The following is a 17,192-nucleotide window of genomic DNA, read 5'->3' on the forward strand; positions in this document are numbered from 1 at the left end:
CCTTTTGTGTTTGCATCGGCTTTGCCCCGAAAACCGCAATCCACTTTTCGGGCCGATGCGCGAGTTCCATCGATCATCAGGGATAATGACCATGGCCCATTCCGGAAGAATCGTTCTGTCAGCGCTGGCAGGCCTGTTGCTCGCCGGCACCGCCGCCCGTGCCGAGGGCACGCTCGACCGCATCAAGCAACGCGGGCAGTTGATCTGCGGCACGAGCACCGGCATTGCCGGGTTCAGCATGGCCGATGCGCAGGGCAGCTGGAGCGGGCTCGATGTCGATATCTGCCGGGCGCTCGCAGCCGCGATCTTCGACGACCCTTCGAAGATCAAGTTCGTTCCGCTGGCCAGCAAGGACCGCCTGACCGCGTTGCAGAGCGGCGAGATCGACGTGCTGCCGCGCACCACGACCTGGACGCTGAGCCGCGACGCCGGCCAGGGCCTGAACTTCACCGCCGTGAACTATTATGACGGCCAGGGCTTCCAGGTGCGCGCCAAGGCCGGGATCAAGTCGGTGAAGGAGCTGGATGGGGCCTCGATCTGCACTGTGCAGGGCACGACCAATGAGCTGAATCTCGCGGACTATTTCCGCGTCAACAAGATGAAATACGAGGTCGTCGCCTTCCAGGGCATCGATGAGACGGTGAAGGCCTATGAGAGCGGTCGCTGCGACGCAATCTCAACTGATATCTCGCAGCTCGTCTCCTATCGCCTGAAGATGTCGGACCCGGCCGAGCATGTCCTGCTGCCGGACGTGATCTCGAAGGAGCCGATCGGCCCCTATGTCCGCCAGGGCGACGACGAATGGTTCGACATCGTGCGCTGGACGGTCTTTGCGCTGATCAATGCCGAGGAGCTCGGTGTCACCCAGGCGAATCTCGCCGAGATGCTGAAATCCGAGAATCCGGAGATCCGCCGACTGCTCGGCGTCGAAGGCAAATTTGGCGTGGGGCTCGGCCTGACGCCCGACTGGATCGCCCGGATCATCCGGCATGTCGGCAATTACGGCGAAAGCTACGAGCGCAATCTCGGCACCGGCAGCCGCATCGGCCTGCCGCGCGGGTTGAACAATCTCTGGTCCAAGGGTGGCATCCAGTTTGCACCGCCCGTGCGCTGATCCAGAGCTTTCCAGGGGACGCCGCAAGCTCCTTGGATTGCGTCGCGGACAGCCTCTGAAAGCGGCGTCGTGGGCTCTCCTACGGCGCCGCTTTTATCATTCGCGGCGGGGCGCCGCGCATCCCCGCCGGGCGCCAATGGCCCAGCGCTGCGACATAGCCGACGCAACAGGCCAGGCTGCGAAGCTGGGCGATGTCGGAGCCCCTCGCTTGAACAGCCTCCCACCTGCACCGATTCCCTGGCTGATCGAATCGTCCGCGCAGGACTCACCGCTCCGGATCGACGGAATCAGCGAGTCCCTGTCCGCCCCGTCCCGCATGGCGAGCACTGGAGCTACCTGAGACAATACGCTGCAACGCGCTGGCGTCTCAGGAGCGACCGAGTAGCCGAGGCGCAAACGCGTGTGCTGCGGGCGGCGGGACCGCTGCCAGCAGCGCTGTGGAACGGCCCCCGCGCGAGGCCGCCGGTCACGCAGGCCCTCGGGAGCCACACAGCTCTCCACACACATCATCCCCCGCATTCAACCGATTGGCAGAAAAAGCGTTTCCTGCCTTTCAGCACATTTCCGAGGGTTGCATTCCGGTAGGTGAAGGGCCGGATTTTTACGACTCGTTAACCATTCCATTCCTAGATCATGGCAACTGAAAATTTACCAAGATGACTGACGTGTTAACTCAACCTAGGCCGATCCGCCTCAAGGGGCGCTCCTATCTTGCTCTCACGCTGACCCCGGAGCTTCCCTTCGAGGATTGGCTGACGCGGCTCGACGAACTGGCTGGTCTGTCTGCCGGATTTTTCCTGCGGCGGCCGGTGGTGGTCGATGTCGAGGGCCTGAATATCGACCGGCCGCAGCTGCGCGACCTCGTCGGCCAGCTCGGCAAGCGCAATGTGCGGATCATGGGCATCGAGGGCGCACCACCCTCGCTGCTCGGCGCCGACCTGCCGCCGGCGATGTCGGGCGGGCGCGCGGCCTCGGATATCGAAGCCCCGACCGCCGAACAGGCGCCGCAGGCCGAGGTCGCCGAGGGCGTGCAGCCTCCCGCCCCTGCCCCGCAGCCGGTCAAGGCGACGCCGTCGATCATCGTGACCGAGCCGGTGCGCTCGGGGCAGTCGCTGATCTTCACCGAAGGCGACGTCACCGTCATCGGCTCGGTCGCATCGGGCGCCGAGATCGTCGCCGGCGGCTCGATCCATGTCTACGGCACGCTCAGGGGCCGGGCGATCGCCGGCGCGATGGGCAATGCCTCTGCGCGCATCTTCTGCCGCAAGCTCGAGGCGGAGCTTCTCGCGATCGACGGTTTCTACAAGACGGCCGAGGACCTCGGACCCGACATGCGGGGCAAGGCCGTCCAGATCTGGCTCGAAGGCGAAACATTCAAAGTTGGATCACTCGCCTGAAACGACGGCGTATCCACAGAAAGCGGGAGAGTGCAATGGGCAAGGTCATCGTAGTCACATCGGGCAAGGGCGGCGTCGGCAAGACGACATCGTCCGCCGCATTGGGGGCAGCGCTTGCGCATAATGGCGACAAGGTCGTGGTCGTCGATTTCGACGTCGGGCTGCGCAATCTCGACCYCGTCATGGGTGCGGAACGACGCGTGGTCTATGACATCGTCAACGTCATCCAGGGCGAAGCGAAGCTGACGCAGGCGCTGATCCGCGACAAGCGGCTGGAGTCGCTCTACCTGCTGCCGGCCTCGCAGACCCGCGACAAGGACAATCTCACGCCTGAAGGCGTCGAGAAGGTGATTGCCGCCCTGAAATCGGCCTTCGACTGGGTCWTCTGCGACAGCCCGGCCGGCATCGAGCGCGGCGCGACGCTCGCCATGCGCCATGCCGATGTCGCGATCGTGGTGACCAATCCGGAAGTCTCCTCGGTGCGCGATTCCGACCGGATCATCGGGCTGCTCGATTCCAAGACGCTCAAGGCCGAGCAAGGCGAGCGGATGGAGAAACACCTGCTGCTGACCCGCTACGACCCGATCCGGGCCGAGCGCGGCGACATGCTGAAGGTCGACGACGTCCTCGAAATCCTGTCGATCCCGCTGCTCGGCATCATCCCCGAAAGCATGGACGTGCTGCGCGCCTCCAATGTCGGCTCGCCGGTCACCCTGGCCGATGGCCGCAGCGCGCCGGCGATCGCCTATTTCGAGGCTGCGCGCCGCCTCAAGGGCGAAAACCTGCCGGTAACTATTCCTGGTGAAAAGAAGGGCTTCTTCGGCAAGATTTTCGGAAGGAAAGCGGCATGAACTTCCTTCGTATTTTCACCCGCTCCCAGTCGTCGGCCCCCGCCGCCCGCGAGCGCCTGCAGGTGCTGCTCGCCCATGAGCGCGCCTCGGTCGGGGATTCCGACCTCGTCACCAAGCTGCGCGACGAAATCCTGCGTGCGATCTCGAAGCATATGCAGATCGATGACGACCGGGTCAGCGTCAAGATGGAGCGCGGCGCCAAGGTCTCGACGCTCGCCGTCGATATCGAGATCCCGTTCGACGCAGAGAAGAAGACGAAGAAAGCGGCCTGACGGCCGCCCCGCCCCCTCCCTGGGGGCTCAGCCATGCTGGATCATCCGACCGGAACTCGTATCCGATCAGATAGTCCAGCATTTTGCGTTTGCACGCATCGAAAGGGCTCACGCCCGGGCCCGGCTCAGAGCGCGGTCAAGGCCTGACGATCGTCCTGCGATCCGGCCCAGCTGAGCCACATGGCAGCGGTCCAGGAGAAGTCCGGGCCGCCGCATCCTGTGCCGTCGCGCGGGTCGAAATACTCCCAGAACCCGTTCTGCCGGACGAGATCGCCGCTGTCGCGCCGGAGCAGGCCGGCCTCCTCGGTCAGGCAATAGGCAGAAAAGCCGTCGGCGATCATCCGGTTCATCATCAGCCAGACCGGGCCGCGCCAATAGCGCGTCGCATCGAAACGCCGATCGCGCGGATCGCTGCTGGCGACGGAGAAGCCGGCTGCGGCCCGGCTTGCCGCGAGATGGCGCTTGAGCGCGAGCGCATCCTCCTGGCTCGCCATGCGCGCGTAGAGCGGGAGATAGGCGGCGCAGGTGACGGCCTCGCTCAGACGCCCGCTGCGCAGGTCGAGCGACCGATACAACCCGTCGGGCCCCTTGAGCCGCGACATCGCCGTCTCGCTGCGTGCGATCCAGCCTTGCAGGGCAGCCGCCTCGGTGGTGAAGCCCAGCTCTTCCGCCAGCTTCAGAAGATCGCGATCGGCGCGCAGCAGGATCGACTGGATGCCGAGATCGCAGACCCGGAAGGAGAGCCCGCGCGCGACGGCCACCCCGTCCCAGCGCAGGGTCTTGGCTTCCTCGACCAGGGTCATGACCCGGTTGTAGAAATCATGCGTCGGGCGGTGGGCCGCATCGACATGGCCGAGATCCTTGCGCAGATGCGCGACATCGACCTGCGGCACGACATTGGCGAGCGGCTCGTCCCAGTCCGGCGAATTGTCCCGCCCCGATTCCCAGGGGTGGACCATGGTGACGAGCCCGGTGCCGTCCGGGTCGCGGGTCTCGTGCCACCAGCGATGCGAGGCGAAGAGTTTGGGGACGAGAGCCCGGATCCGCGAGGCATCGCGGCCGGACAGCCCGTGCAGCACCCGCGCCGCAGTCGCCGCGACGGGGGGTTGCGAGATTCCCGACGTCAGCGGCTGGCGCTGGATGCCCCAGGCCTCGGGGCCGGGATAGTAGCCGTCTGCCGGGGCGCGGAACACGATATGCGGCACCATGCCATCGTCCCACTGACCCTCGAACAGGGTTTCCAGCTCGCGCCAGGCGCGGTCGAGATCGAAGGTGGCGAAGCCGAGCGCGACGAAGGCCGAATCCCAGTTCCACTGGAACGGGTAGACGCGGCCATTGGGGACGGTGAACCCGCCACGGTCATTGCGGCGCAGCACGGCGCGCGCGGCCTCATCGCGGTCCGAAGGAGGTGTGGTCGACAGCATGGCTCAGGCTCCGGGATGAGTGCGGCCCGTTTCCGGGTCGATCCAGACAATGCGGGTAGGGTCGAGCGCCAGGCCGAGCGTTTCGCCCGCTGCGATCCGGGCAGCAGGCGGCGCGACGACACGGGCAAGATCATCGCCGATCCTGCCGGTGAGCAGGAGATGCGAACCCATCGGCTCCGCGACCCGCACGGTGAAGGGCACGCCGCCGGCGGTCTCGGTCAGCTTCGCATCCTCGCCGCGGAAGCCGAGGACGATCGGCCCGTCGGCCGGCGATGCCAATGTCAGCCCGCCGAGCCGGGCCTGGCCGGAGGTCGCGACCGTGTTGACGAAATTCATCGGCGGCGAGCCGACGAAGCCACCGACGAAGCGGGTCGCGGGCCGCGAATAGACCTCGGTCGGCGTGCCGATCTGCACGATATGGCCGCCATGCATCACCGCGATCCGATCGGCCAGGCCCATGGCCTCGGTCTGGTCATGCGTGACGTAGATCGTGGTCGTTCCGGCCTCGCGCAGGACGCTGCGCAGCTCCGCCCGCATCTCCAGCCTGAGCAGCGCGTCGAGATTGGAGAGCGGCTCGTCCATCAGGAGCACGGCCGGCTCGACCGCGAGCGCACGCGCCACCGCGACGCGCTGGCGCTGGCCGCCCGAGAGCTTGGCCGGAAAGCGCTCCAGATACTGCTCGATATGCAGCAGCTCGGCCGCCTTGCGCACCTTCGCCTCGACACGCGCCTGGTCGGCGCCCTTCATGCGCAGACCGAAGGCGACATTCTCGAACACCGTCATATGCGGGAAGACGGCATAGTTCTGGAACACCATGGCAAGGCCGCGCTGGGCCGGCTTCAGAGAGGAGACGTCGCGTTCGCCGATCATGACCTTGCCGGCGCTCTGCACCTCCAGCCCGGCGATGATGCGCAGCAGCGTGGTCTTGCCGCAGCCGGAGGGGCCGAGCAGCGCGACGAATTCGCCATCCTCGACGGTGAGCGAAATCTCCTGCAGGGCAACCGCATTGCCGAACTGCTTGGCGACCTTATCGATCAGGATCCCGGCCAACGGTCTCCTCCCTATTTGCTCGAGACGCCCCACATCGCGAACAGGTATTTCCTGACCGCGAAGATGAAGAGCACCGAGGGAATGATGAGAATGAAGCCGCCGGCGAAGCGGTAATGCAGCGGCGACTCGGAGAGGACCGTCAGCAGATAGGCGGTGAGCGTGCGCTCGCGCACGGTCAGAACCGAGGCGGCAAAAACCTCGTTCCAGGAGATGACGAAGGCGAAGATCGCCGCAGCTGCGATGCCGGGCAGCGCCAGCGGCAGCACCACCTTGCGGAAGGCCTGCCAGCGCGTACAGCCGAAGACCCAGGCCGCCTCCTCGTATTCGCGGGGAATGCCCATGAAGAGCGACGAAGTCACGAGCGCGGCGAAGGGCAGCGCCAGCGCCGTGTGGATCAGCGAGACGCCGAAGGGCGTGTCGTAGAGCCCGACCCGGATGAAGATGACGGTCAGCGGCAGGGCAAGGATCGCCAGCGGAAAGGCGCGCGTCAGCAGCACCAGCAGGCGAAAGGGGCTCTGTCCCCGGAAGGCGAAGCGCGCCAGGGCATAGCCCGCGGGTGCGCCGAGCAGGATCGAGAACAGCATGGTCAGCGATGCGGCGATCAGCGAATTCAGGGCCGCGTTCCAGACGCCTTCGATCCTGAGGAAGGTGGCGAGCGCCGCGAAGCCGGCCTCGCCGGGGGCGAAGGATTTCGGCCATTTGAACACGGCAAGCCGCCCGCCCATGGCGCCGAGCCCGATCAGGTAGATCGGCACCAGCACCCAGGCGCAGAGCGCCAGCACGCCCGTGACATAAAGCCATTTGCGGGGCGCGCTCATGCTTGCGTCTCCGGATCGACGCGCAGCGCCTTCAAATAGATGATCGTCGCCGCGAGCGAGATCACCATCACGAGCACGGCATAGGCGGCCGCGACGCCGTAATTCTGGTTCTCGTTCTGCCAGGTATAGGCTTCGCCGACGATGATCGGGAAATTGCGCCCGCCGAGCGCATAGACCACCGCAAAGACCTCGAAGGCCAGGACCGTGCGCAGGATCAGCGCCGATTGCAGGCTGGGCTTCAGCAGCGGCAGGGTGATCTTGCGGAACTTGGTCCAGGGGGTGGCGCCGAAGATGTCGGCGGCCTCGCCGAATTCCTTCGGGATGAGCTGGATGCCGGCGACGAGAATGATCAGGACGATCGCGGTCGCACGCCAGATTTCGGCCAGGACGACGGCGAAGAACAGCGCGACCGGCGTCTCGCTGTTGAGATAGGCGGTCGGGCCGCTGATCACGCCGATCTGGAACAGCAGTGTGTTGAGATAGCCGGAATCCTGCAGGATCGCGAGCCAGACAAGGCCGGCTGCAAGATCCGAGACGCCGAGCGGGATCGTCCAGATCCAGAGCACGAGCTCGCGCCCGCGCGTCATCCTCTGCAGCATCAGCCCCATGACGAGCGCGAGCGCCACCTGCAGCGGGATCACCACCGCGACGAGGGCGAAGGTGTTGCGCAGCGCGGTCGGAAAATTGAGGTCCCCCGGCATGCGGGCATAGTTGGCGAGCGAAAACCCCTGCCCGCCATCGAAGGAGAGCAGGATGGTCTGGCCGAGCGGTACCAGGAAGAAGGCTGCAAGAAAGGCGACCGAGGGCGCGATCAGCAGATAGGGCAGCCAGCGCGGCTGGAGCATGGTCGAAGGCCTCTGCAAGGCGCTCCCGGAGGCTGCGCTTCGGTCGGGGACCGGAGCGCAGCTCGTCCTGAGCTCAGGTGACCGGGCAGGCGCCCTGGCTCGGCTTGTCGGGCGCCCAGCAGGGCGCAGCGGTCTGGACCATCAGGCTGCGCAGGATCTCGGCCTGGGCGTCGAGAACCGCGCGGATCGGCTCGTTGCGCAGCACGATGCGCTGGAACGTGTCGAAATAGACCTTGTTGAACTCGCCGCCCTTGTCGCCGAGGCCGATCGGCAGGAGGGCGACGATCGCGTCCTTCGCGCCCTGCGTCTTCGCCACGCCGTCGGCGAGCAGCTTGACGCCGGCCGGCAAGTCGGGCGGCAGGGGCGCATCCACGACCGGGAAGAAGCCGACCTCCTGCGCCGCGGCAAGCTGTGTCGCAGGCTTCAACAGATGCTCGATCACGGCTGCGGCCTGGGCCCGGTTCGGCGCATCCTTGGCGATGGAGAGCCCGGCAATGACGGGCATATAGGCGCGCCCCTTGGCGCCGGCTGGAGGCGCCACGACGAGATACTGGTCAGGCTCGGCAGTCAGGGCGTCCTTGACGCGGGCGATATGGTCCCAGGCGATCCAGATCTCGCCGGCCATCAGCGGCTCCTGCATGAAATTATAGTTGTTGGCGTTGGGGTTCACCGTCGCCCAGAGCGCCTTGAAATCGGCCCAGCCCTTCTCGGCCGCGGCCGAGCGGAACTCGGTCACCATCGAGCCGGTATAGGAGGGCACGAGATTGCCCTGCACGAAGCGGGCGAACAGGCCCTTCGGCCCGGCCGGGAAGCCGATGCGGCGCTGGCCGGTCTTCTCCTGGATCGCCTTGCCCCAGGCGGCGAGCTGCTCATAGGTCAGCGCGTTGACATCGGCGCCAGCCGRCAGGAAGGGCAGCGCCGCCTTCTTGATGACGAGGACATAGGTCGCCTGCATCCAGGGGATGTATTGCTGATTGGGCGTGCCGAGCTTGCCGAGTTCCATCAGTCCGGCTGGAATGCCGCTCGCGCCGAGTTTCGCCGCGATATCGTCGACCGCGTCGAGCGAGCCTGCCGGCACGAGCGGCTGCAATTCGCCATGCAGTGCGCCCATCAGGCTGATCGTGCGCTTGCCTGCGGCCTGTTCCGCTTTCATGCGCACGGCAAATTGCGGCGGCTCCTCGACCACATAGGTGGTTTTCGGCGCGCCCTTGAGCAGGACCTCGCGCACCTTCTGCGCCTCGTCGATCGGGCGCAGCTGCGTCGAGAGGAAGACGAGGTCCTGCGCCTTCGCAACGGGTGCAACAAGCATGGCCCCCGCCGCGACGGCGGCGCATGCCAGATGGTTGAGCGTCTTCATATCGTCCTCCCTGCCTCGCTTGTTCTGGTTTGCGGGGGAAAAGGGCCGGTTGCGAGCGCCTGGCCGTTTCCGTGATCGGATCAGCGACGCGCCTCCCCCAGCGAGGCGCGTGCAATGAACTCGACCGAATTGATCTCGGTCAGGTCGCGGGGATCKGCTCCGCCGATGCGCGCCAGCGCCATCTCCGCGAGGCGGCGGCCGGTCGCGGCGATCGGCAGCTCCATCGTCGCGAGCGCGGGGTCCGAGAAGGCGGAGGCGGGAATGTTGTCATGGCCGATGATCGCGATGTCGCGCCCGACGACGAGACCGCGCTCGCGGATGGCGCGCATCGCGCCCAGCGCCATGCTGTCGGTCGCGCAGAGCAGCGCGGTGGGCTGCGCCGGCTGCGCCAGAAGCAGCCCCGCCGCACGATAGCCGCCGGCCTCGTCGGCGCTGCCCTCGATGATCGCGCCGAAAATGCCAGCCTGGCGAAGGGCCAGCGCGAAGCCGCTCCGGCGCAGATGCGCGAAGGTGAAGGCCGAGGGCGCCGCAAGATGGCCGATCCGGCGGTGGCCGAGGGCGGCCAGGCGCAGCACGGCATCGTGGAACGCGGCCTCGCCATCCCCGTCGACAAAGGCATAGGGCTCTGGAAAATCGCTACGCCCCATCGCGACGAAGGGAAAGCCGGCATCTGTGAGGTAGCGCAGGCGAGCATCCTCGCGGCGGGTGCGGACGACGATGATGGCGTCGGTGCGGCGGCCGTCGACAAGGCGGCGATAGGTCTTGAGCTCGTCGGGGCCGGGCAGCGCGGCGATCAAGGTCAGATCATAGCCCTGCTCCGCCAGCCGTTCGCCGATCGAGCCCAGCAGCTCTAGATAGAGCGGCTCGTTGAAATGGCCCGGCCCGGCCGGAAGCACCATCGTGACGATCTCGGTCAGCCCGCGACGCAACCGCCGGGCTGCGGAATTGGGCCGGTAACCGGCCGCCTCCGCCGCTGCCCGCACGCGGTCTCGCGTGGCGAGCGCAACATCGTCATAGCCGTCGAGCGCCCGCGAGACGGTGGTGATCGACAATCCCAGCGTTTGCGCCAGCGCGCGCAACGAGCTCATCGGCATCTCAATGGTTGGACGATCGGCGCCTCACGTTCAGGATAACCCGATCCAAAACGTTTTGGGAAGTCGATTCAAGTTTGGCATGCGTCACGCCTTGCGGCGACGGCGCGGCGCGCTTTCGGGCTTGAGGTTGCTCGCGCCTAGGCCCGGCGGGCTGCGGCCGAGAGGCGCACGGCCTCGGCAATCTGTGCAAACTGCTTGGCGAGCGGGCTCGTCTTGCGCCAGACCATGCCGATCGTGCGCGATGGCTGGGGGTCCTTGAAGCGCGTGACGCAGACCGAGGCCKAGCGTGTCTCGACCGCGACTGCCATCTCCGGAATCAGGGTCACGCCCATGCCGGCATCGACCATCTGCACCAGGGTCGAGAGCGAGCTTGCATCCAGCAGGTCGCGCGGGTGCATGGTGCGCGGGTTCTTGTTGCAGAACGAGAGGGCCTGCTCGCGAAAGCAATGCCCCTCCTCCAGCAACAGCAACCGCATTTCGTGGAGATCCTCGCGATTGGGGGCTGGCTTCCCCTCGTCCTCGCGTGACCGGACGAGGACGAAGCTTTCCGTGAAGAGCGCGGCCTCGGTCAGCGAAGGCTCGGAAACCGGCAGCGCCACGACCGCCATGTCGAGCCGGCCTTCATTCAGCTCCTGCACGAGTTTCGGCGTCAGCGTCTCGCGGACATGGAGGTCCAGCCCGTCATGGAGGCCGGTCAGGTCGGCGATCAGGCCGGGCAGCAGATAGGGCGCGACCGTGGGAATCACACCGATGCGCAGCCTGGCGACGAGCCCGCCGCGCGAGCTGCGCGCATAGTCCTCCAGCTCGTCGACCGAGCGCAGGATGTCCTTGGTGCGCAGCGCGATCTCTTCGCCGAAACTCGTCAGCCGGACCTGGCGCCGGTCCCTTTCGAAGAGTTCGGCGCCGAGTTCCTCCTCAAAGGCCTTGATCTGCATCGACAGGGCCGGCTGGGAGATGGCGCAACTCTCCGCCGCGCGTCCGAAGTGGCGCTGGCGGGCCAGCGCCTCGAAATAACGCAGCTGTTTCAGTGTCAGGTTCGTCATAATCTTAGCTTATCGACGCAATCAGAAAATCGGAATTAATATAATGAAACCCTTTTGCTAAGAGGCTCCTTGCGACGATGAGGAGCAGGCAATGCCGAGACCGCCCCGCATGATCAAGACCGGTGGCGTTCCGCTCGTGGCCGACCTGGCCGAGTCCAGCCGCCGGCACCCGTCGATGTCCCTGTTTCCAGCCGCCCGGCTGGCAGGCCTGCCAGGCAGGCCATGAAAGCGGATCGCCTGCCCCGGCACCGACCCGCCTGTGATCGAGAAACGCGCAATCAGCGTAACGTGAATTGGAGAGAATCATGAATGCGAAGACTGAGGGGGGAGCCGGGAAATGCCCGGTCGCTCACGGGACCAGCGGCACCCAGAGCCGCGACTGGTGGCCCAACCAACTGCGCGTCGACCTGCTGAACCAGCACTCGTCCAAGTCCGATCCGCTGGACCAGGCCTTCGATTACCGGCAGGAATTCAGCAAGCTCGACTATGAAGAGCTGAAGAACGATCTGCGCAAGCTGATGACCGACTCGCAGGACTGGTGGCCGGCCGATTTCGGCCATTACGGCCCGCAATTCGTCCGCATGTCCTGGCACGCCGCCGGCACCTATCGCCTGAGTGACGGCCGTGGCGGCGGTGGCCGCGGCCAGCAGCGCTTCGCCCCGCTCAACAGCTGGCCGGACAACGTCAATATCGACAAGTCGCGCCGCCTGCTCTGGCCGATCAAGCAGAAATACGGCCAGCGGATCTCCTGGGCCGACCTGATGATCCTCACCGGCAATGTCGCGCTGGAGACCATGGGCTTCCGCACCTTCGGCTTCGCCGCCGGCCGCGCCGATACCTGGGAGCCGGATCTCGACGTCAACTGGGGTGCCGAGACCGCCTGGCTGACGCATCGCCCGCTCGATGCGTTCGACGCTCCGCTCAGCGCCACCGAAATGGGCCTGATCTACGTCAACCCGGAAGGCCCCGGCGCCAATGGCGACCCGCTCTCGGCGGCCCATTTCATCCGTGAGACCTTCGCCCGCATGGCGATGAACGACGAGGAGACCGTCGCGCTGATCGGCGGCGGCCATACCTTCGGCAAGACCCATGGCGCAGCGCCCGAATCCCACAAGGGACCGGAACCCGAAGGCGCAGGCCTCGAGGCGCAGGGCCTGGGCTGGGCCAGCAATTATGGCAGCGGCTTTGGCGCGGATGCCGTCGGCAGCGGCATCGAGGTCACCTGGACGCAGACGCCGGCGCAGTGGAGCAACCACTTCTTCGAGAACCTGTTCAAATACGAATGGGTGCAGACCCGCAGCCCCGGCGGCGCCATCCAATGGGAGGCGAAGGACGCGGAGGACGTCATCCCCGACGCCCATGATCCGTCGAAGAAGCGCAAACCGACCATGCTGACGACCGACCTGTCGCTGCGCGTGGACCCCGCTTACGAGAAGATATCGCGCCGCTTCCTGCAGAATCCGCAGGCCTTCGCGGAGGCCTTCGCCCGGGCCTGGTTCAAGCTGACCCATCGCGATCTCGGCCCGCGTTCGCGCTATCTCGGACCGGAAGTGCCCCGGGAAGAGCTGACCTGGCAGGATCCGGTGCCGGCCGTCGAGCATCCCCTGATCAATGACGAGGATGCGGCTGCGCTGAAGGCCAAGGTCCTGGCCTCGGGCCTGAGCGTCTCCGAGCTCGTCRGCACCGCCTGGGCCTCGGCCTCCACCTTCCGCGGCGGCGACAAGCGCGGCGGCGCCAACGGCGCGCGCGTTCGCCTCGCGCCGCAGAAGGACTGGGAGGTCAACCAGCCCCTGCAGCTCGCCAATGTGCTCAAGGTCCTCAAGGGCATCCAGTCGGAGTTCAACCTGGCCGCGACCGGCGGCAAGGAGGTCTCGCTGGCCGACCTGATCGTGCTGGCGGGCAATGCTGGCGTCGAGCAGGCGGCGAAGGCTGCCGGCCAGAATGTCACCGTCCCGTTCGCTCCGGGCCGCACCGATGCCTCGCAGGGACAGACGGACATCCATGCCTTCAACGTCATGGAGCCGCAGGCGGACGGCTTCCGCAACTACCAGAAGGCGGCGCTCAAGGTGCCGGCCGAGGTGGCCCTGATCGACAAGGCGCAGCTGCTGACGCTGACCGCACCCGAGATGACCGTGCTGGTCGGTGGACTGCGCGCGATCAACATCAATGTCGATGGCACGAGCCACGGCGTCCTGACCGACCGTCCCGGCGCGCTGACGAACGACTTCTTCGTCAACCTGCTGGACATGGGCACGCAGTGGAAGGCGAAGCCTGACTCCAAGGACGTGTTCGAGGGCACCGACCGCAAGAGCGGCGCGCCGAAATGGACCGGCACCCGCGTCGATCTCGTGTTCGGGTCGAACTCGGTGCTGCGTGCGCTGGCGGAGGTCTATGCCAGCTCGGACGCGCAGGCGAAGTTCGTGAAGGACTTCGTTGCGGCCTGGACCAAGGTGACGAACCTCGATCGCTTCGATCTGGTCTGATCCAGACGAATAATACCTTCAGCGGCCGCTCCCGGGCGGCTGCTGAAGCTCTGTCCTTGCCCGTGAGCCAGGCTCGACTTCGGGCCAGGGGTCAGTGAGAGCCCGGCGCCCCTGACGTCGATGGCCCCTGCCCCGTCTTGCAAGATCCGGCTATTCCAGCCATCTGATGGGCCGCGTTCCCCAGCCAGACAGCATGCAGCCATGACAACCCAGACCGCCGAAAGCCGAAGCTTCGAAGCCGATGTCTCCCGCCTGCTCCATATGATGGTGCACTCGGTCTATTCGGACCGGGACGTCTTCCTGCGGGAGCTGATTTCCAACGCCGCCGACGCCAGCGAGAAGCTGCGCTACGAGGCCATCGCCCGGCCGGAGCTTCTCGGCGACGACCTCAAGCTCGCGATCACGATCGCGGCCGATCCCGAGGCCGGCACGCTCGTCATTGCCGATAACGGCATCGGCATGAGCCGCAACGAGATGATCGAGGCGCTCGGCACCATCGCCCGCTCCGGCACGCGCGGCTTCATGGAGCGCATCGCGACCGCCGAGGGCAAGGAAGGCGCACAGCTCATCGGCCAGTTTGGCGTCGGTTTCTACTCAGCCTTCATGGTCGCCGACAAGGTCGAGGTCGTCAGCCGCCGCGCCCGCAGCGACGAGGCCTGGCTCTGGTCGTCGGACGGCAAGGGCGAGTTCACCGTCGCCCCCGTTGGGCTGGATGATGCCCCTCTGCGCGGTACGCGCGTGACGCTGCATCTGATGGAGGATGCCAAATCCTATGCGGAGCGCTGGACGCTGGAACGCATCGTCAGGGAACAATCCGGCCATGTGCCGGTGCCGATCTCGCTGATCGAGAAGCCGGGCGCGGAGGCAACCACGCTGGCCGACGGCGCGGCGCTGTGGGCCAAGCCCAAGAACGAGATCAGCGCGCAGGACTACACGGATTTCTATCGCAGCGTCGCCGCGCAATATGACGAGCCCGCCACGACGGTCCATTTCCGGGCCGAGGGCCGCCATGAATACACCGCGCTGCTCTTCGTGCCGGGCGGGCGTCCGTTCGACCTGTTCGACGCCGATCGCAAGGGCCGCATCAAGCTCTATGTGAAGCGCGTCTTCATCACCGACGAGGCGGAGTTCCTGCCGCGCTATCTGCGCTTCGTGCGCGGCATCGTCGACACCGCCGATCTGCCGCTGAACGTCTCGCGCGAGATGATCCAGGACAGCCCGCTGCTGAGCGCGATCAAGAAGGGCGTGACCAGCCGCGTCCTCTCCGAGCTGTCGAAGCTCGCCGAACAGGACGGCGATAGCTTCGCCAAGATCTGGGAGAATTTCGGCGCGGTCATCAAGGAGGGGATCTACGAGGATTTCGAGCGTCGCGCCCAATTGCTCGGCCTCGCCCGCTTCAAGACGACAGCCGCAAGCGACGGCCGACGCAGCCTGAAGGACTATGTCGCAGCGCTCAGGGAGAACCAGACGGCGATCTACTACATCGCCGGCGACGACGCAGACCGGATCGCGAACTCCCCGCAGCTCGAAGGTTTTAGGGCGCGCGGCATCGAGGTGCTGCTGCTCAGCGACCCCGTTGACAGCTTCTGGGTCTCCGGAGCGCCGGAATTCGAGGGCAAGCCGTTCAAGTCGGTGACGCAGGGCGCAGCTGATCTCAGCCTGATCCCCCTGCTCGACGATGCGACGCCGCCCTCCGCCGAGACGAGCGAGGCGGTGCAGGCCTTGCTCGCGGCGATGAAGGAGGTTCTCGCGGGTGAGGTCGCCGATGTCAGGGCCTCCGACCGGCTGACCGACAGCGCGGTCTGCCTGGTCGCGGCGGAAGACGGGCCGGATCGCCAGTTCGAGCGGCTCTTGACCGCGGGCGGGCGCATCGAGCGCGCAAGCAAGCCGATCCTCGAGGTCAATCCGCGGCACGCGATGATCCAGGGACTGGCCGGCGTGCAGAACGAGGCCGTGCGCAGCGATGTCGCAAACCTCCTGCTCGATTGCGCCCGCGTGCTCGACGGCGAGCGCCCCAGCGATGCCAAGGCGTTCTCCGAGCGCCTGAGCCGGCTGGTCGCGCTTGGCCTTGCGGCCTCGTAGGAACCGGATGCAGCGTGCGTGCCGGTTCGGCGCGCACGCCCTCTCGGCTCCAGGCGAAAGGCGCCGGCGACGCTTCCGCGTCAGGCGATTTTTGGGCGCAAAACCAAGGCGTTGCTAGCGAATTCTGCGACTTTGAATCGCCTGGATTGATCTGCCTCTCACGGGAGGCATGAGCCTCAGGCGCTGGTGAGCTGCGCCTGCAGATCGGCGAAATCCGTGAACACCAGATCCGGCCATTGGGCGAGCAACGCCGCAGGGGCGTTGTAGCCGAAGGTCACCGCCCCGCAGGCCATCCCGGCCTTGCGGGCGGCCTCGATGTCGCGGAGCTCATCGCCGATCGCGATCGCGCGCTCCCGGGGGACGCCCAGCCGCTTCGCAACAGCCTTGAACTTGGCGCTCTTTCCCCAGAGCGAGGCGCCGCAGTCGAAGGCGCTGACATGCTCCGCAGCCCGGCCCAGCGTTCGCCGGATCGTCTCCTCCGCATTGGAGCTGACGACGGCGATCCTGATGCCGTGACGGGCGAGGTTTGCGAGCGCCTGTTCGACACCGTCGAAGAGGCGAACCTCGCCCTGGCTCTGCGCATTGAGCTGGCGCATATGCGCGGCGATCGCGGGGATCTTCCACAGGGGAACACCGAGATGGGCCACAATCTCGCGGCTACCGAGGGCACGCAGATCGTCCCTCTCCTGCTCCAGGACCTCGCGAAAGCCAAATCGCCGGGCGGTCTCGTTCAGCACCGAACAGAACCATGGAAAGCTATCGGCCAGCGTTCCGTCGAAATCGAAGATGGCGAGCGCGTAGCGAGGCATGGCTGAGCGTGGAGTGTGAGAGGTTTGCGGGGATAACCCGAACTGCGGCGGCGGAGGACATTCATTCGAATGAGACGCCGCTTGTCCGGTATCGCTTCGTGGTCGTGGATGACAGAGGCATTATCGCAATGTTCGGGTTCTGCGCATGGCCCATCGCCGTTGCGGGTCCGATCCGGAGCCCCGCGGCAGCGCGGGGCGAACTCACTTCTCCGCCGCGAGCCGGCGGCGGCGGGAGGCGCGACGTGGCTTTCTGGCGGCAGCTATTTCGGGAACAGGAACTGGAGCTGGGCCCTGAGCTGCCAGTCGGCGCCACCGCTGGGCTTTGCGACGTTGTAATAGGCTGCGAGCTGCGCGTTGACCGGCTGATGGCCGATCTTGAAGACGCGTCCGAAGCCGCCGCCGACCGGCACCGTCCAGCGGTCGCCATGGCCGGCCTCCCAGTCGGCGGTGATGATCGGGGACGAGGTCAGGTACCAGCCGCCGTGGAAATTGTAGTTCACGAAGGGCTGCAGCGTCATCGCGTTGACCGCGCTGCGGTTGCTCTTGCCCGCGA

The 17,192-nt window shown here is 66.3% G+C and carries 15 protein-coding genes and 1 pseudogene; 7 read left to right on the forward strand and 9 right to left on the reverse strand.

Features of this window, described 5'->3' with window-relative positions; genetic code table 11:
- Window positions 1-91: 91 nt before the first annotated feature.
- From AC1D34_RS19300 to minE, 4 genes are all read left to right on the forward strand, one after another.
- A complete protein-coding gene (locus AC1D34_RS19300) occupies window positions 92-1,114 on the forward strand; it encodes an amino acid ABC transporter substrate-binding protein (RefSeq protein ID WP_441492315.1) in 1,023 nt (340 codons plus the stop codon).
- 656 nt (window positions 1,115-1,770) lie between these two features.
- Window positions 1,771-2,511 carry a septum site-determining protein MinC gene (minC, locus tag AC1D34_RS19305; protein ID WP_441508308.1) on the forward strand — a complete coding sequence of 247 codons (741 nt, stop codon included), beginning with the start codon at window positions 1,771-1,773 and terminating at the stop codon, window positions 2,509-2,511.
- A gap of 35 nt (window positions 2,512-2,546) precedes the next feature.
- Window positions 2,547-3,362 (forward strand): septum site-determining protein MinD, encoded by an 816-nt coding sequence (minD, locus tag AC1D34_RS19310; RefSeq protein ID WP_476825052.1) that lies wholly within the window; start codon window positions 2,547-2,549, stop codon window positions 3,360-3,362.
- A complete protein-coding gene (gene minE, locus AC1D34_RS19315; protein WP_441492312.1) occupies window positions 3,359-3,634 on the forward strand; it encodes a cell division topological specificity factor MinE in 276 nt (91 codons plus the stop codon). Before minD ends, minE begins: the two co-directional genes overlap by 4 nt.
- 125 nt (window positions 3,635-3,759) lie before the next feature.
- Here the strand turns inward: minE and AC1D34_RS19320 are convergent, their stop codons facing one another.
- The 7 genes from AC1D34_RS19320 to AC1D34_RS19350 all read right to left on the reverse strand — a co-directional run bounded on the left by AC1D34_RS19320 (window position 3,760) and on the right by AC1D34_RS19350 (window position 11,265).
- Window positions 3,760-5,058, reverse strand: coding sequence for an MGH1-like glycoside hydrolase domain-containing protein (locus AC1D34_RS19320; RefSeq protein WP_476825053.1), 1,299 nt, complete (start codon window positions 5,056-5,058; stop codon window positions 3,760-3,762).
- A 3-nt stretch (window positions 5,059-5,061) separates the two neighbouring features.
- Window positions 5,062-6,108 carry an ABC transporter ATP-binding protein gene (locus AC1D34_RS19325; protein WP_441508305.1) on the reverse strand — a complete coding sequence of 349 codons (1,047 nt, stop codon included), beginning with the start codon at window positions 6,106-6,108 and terminating at the stop codon, window positions 5,062-5,064.
- An 11-nt stretch (window positions 6,109-6,119) separates the two neighbouring features.
- Window positions 6,120-6,926: a carbohydrate ABC transporter permease gene (locus AC1D34_RS19330; RefSeq protein ID WP_476825054.1), complete on the reverse strand. Its 807-nt coding sequence runs from the start codon at window positions 6,924-6,926 to the stop codon at window positions 6,120-6,122.
- On the reverse strand, window positions 6,923-7,771 hold the full coding sequence (locus AC1D34_RS19335; protein ID WP_476825055.1) for a carbohydrate ABC transporter permease: 849 nt from the start codon (window positions 7,769-7,771) through the stop codon (window positions 6,923-6,925). Before AC1D34_RS19335 ends, AC1D34_RS19330 begins: the two co-directional genes overlap by 4 nt.
- 73 nt (window positions 7,772-7,844) lie before the next feature.
- On the reverse strand, window positions 7,845-9,128 hold the full coding sequence (locus AC1D34_RS19340) for an extracellular solute-binding protein (protein ID WP_476825056.1): 1,284 nt from the start codon (window positions 9,126-9,128) through the stop codon (window positions 7,845-7,847).
- A gap of 80 nt (window positions 9,129-9,208) precedes the next feature.
- Entirely contained in the window at window positions 9,209-10,216 is a 1,008-nt protein-coding gene (locus AC1D34_RS19345; RefSeq protein WP_441508302.1) for a LacI family DNA-binding transcriptional regulator, read from the reverse strand.
- Between the two features lie 143 nt (window positions 10,217-10,359).
- Complete coding sequence (locus AC1D34_RS19350; protein ID WP_476825057.1) at window positions 10,360-11,265, reverse strand: hydrogen peroxide-inducible genes activator; 906 nt, start codon at window positions 11,263-11,265, stop codon at window positions 10,360-10,362.
- A 91-nt stretch (window positions 11,266-11,356) separates the two neighbouring features.
- On the opposite strand from AC1D34_RS19350, the gene AC1D34_RS19355 reads away from it, so the two are divergent.
- The 3 genes from AC1D34_RS19355 to htpG all read left to right on the forward strand — a co-directional run bounded on the left by AC1D34_RS19355 (window position 11,357) and on the right by htpG (window position 15,830).
- Window positions 11,357-11,491: a hypothetical protein gene (locus AC1D34_RS19355; RefSeq protein ID WP_476777217.1), complete on the forward strand. Its 135-nt coding sequence runs from the start codon at window positions 11,357-11,359 to the stop codon at window positions 11,489-11,491.
- 79 nt (window positions 11,492-11,570) lie between these two features.
- Window positions 11,571-13,748: a catalase/peroxidase HPI gene (katG, locus tag AC1D34_RS19360; RefSeq protein ID WP_476825058.1), complete on the forward strand. Its 2,178-nt coding sequence runs from the start codon at window positions 11,571-11,573 to the stop codon at window positions 13,746-13,748.
- A 201-nt stretch (window positions 13,749-13,949) separates the two neighbouring features.
- The gene (gene htpG, locus AC1D34_RS19365) at window positions 13,950-15,830 is read left to right on the forward strand and encodes a molecular chaperone HtpG (protein WP_476825059.1); all 1,881 of its coding nucleotides are present in this window, start codon (window positions 13,950-13,952) and stop codon (window positions 15,828-15,830) included.
- A 176-nt stretch (window positions 15,831-16,006) separates the two neighbouring features.
- Here the strand turns inward: htpG and AC1D34_RS19370 are convergent, their stop codons facing one another.
- Entirely contained in the window at window positions 16,007-16,639 is a 633-nt protein-coding gene (locus tag AC1D34_RS19370; RefSeq protein WP_441492301.1) for an HAD-IA family hydrolase, read from the reverse strand.
- Between the two features lie 260 nt (window positions 16,640-16,899).
- Window positions 16,900-17,192 (reverse strand): annotated as a pseudogene (locus tag AC1D34_RS19375) (outer membrane protein); the annotation flags it as partial.

This window comes from Allobosea sp. P1_A7 (genome assembly GCF_056406775.1).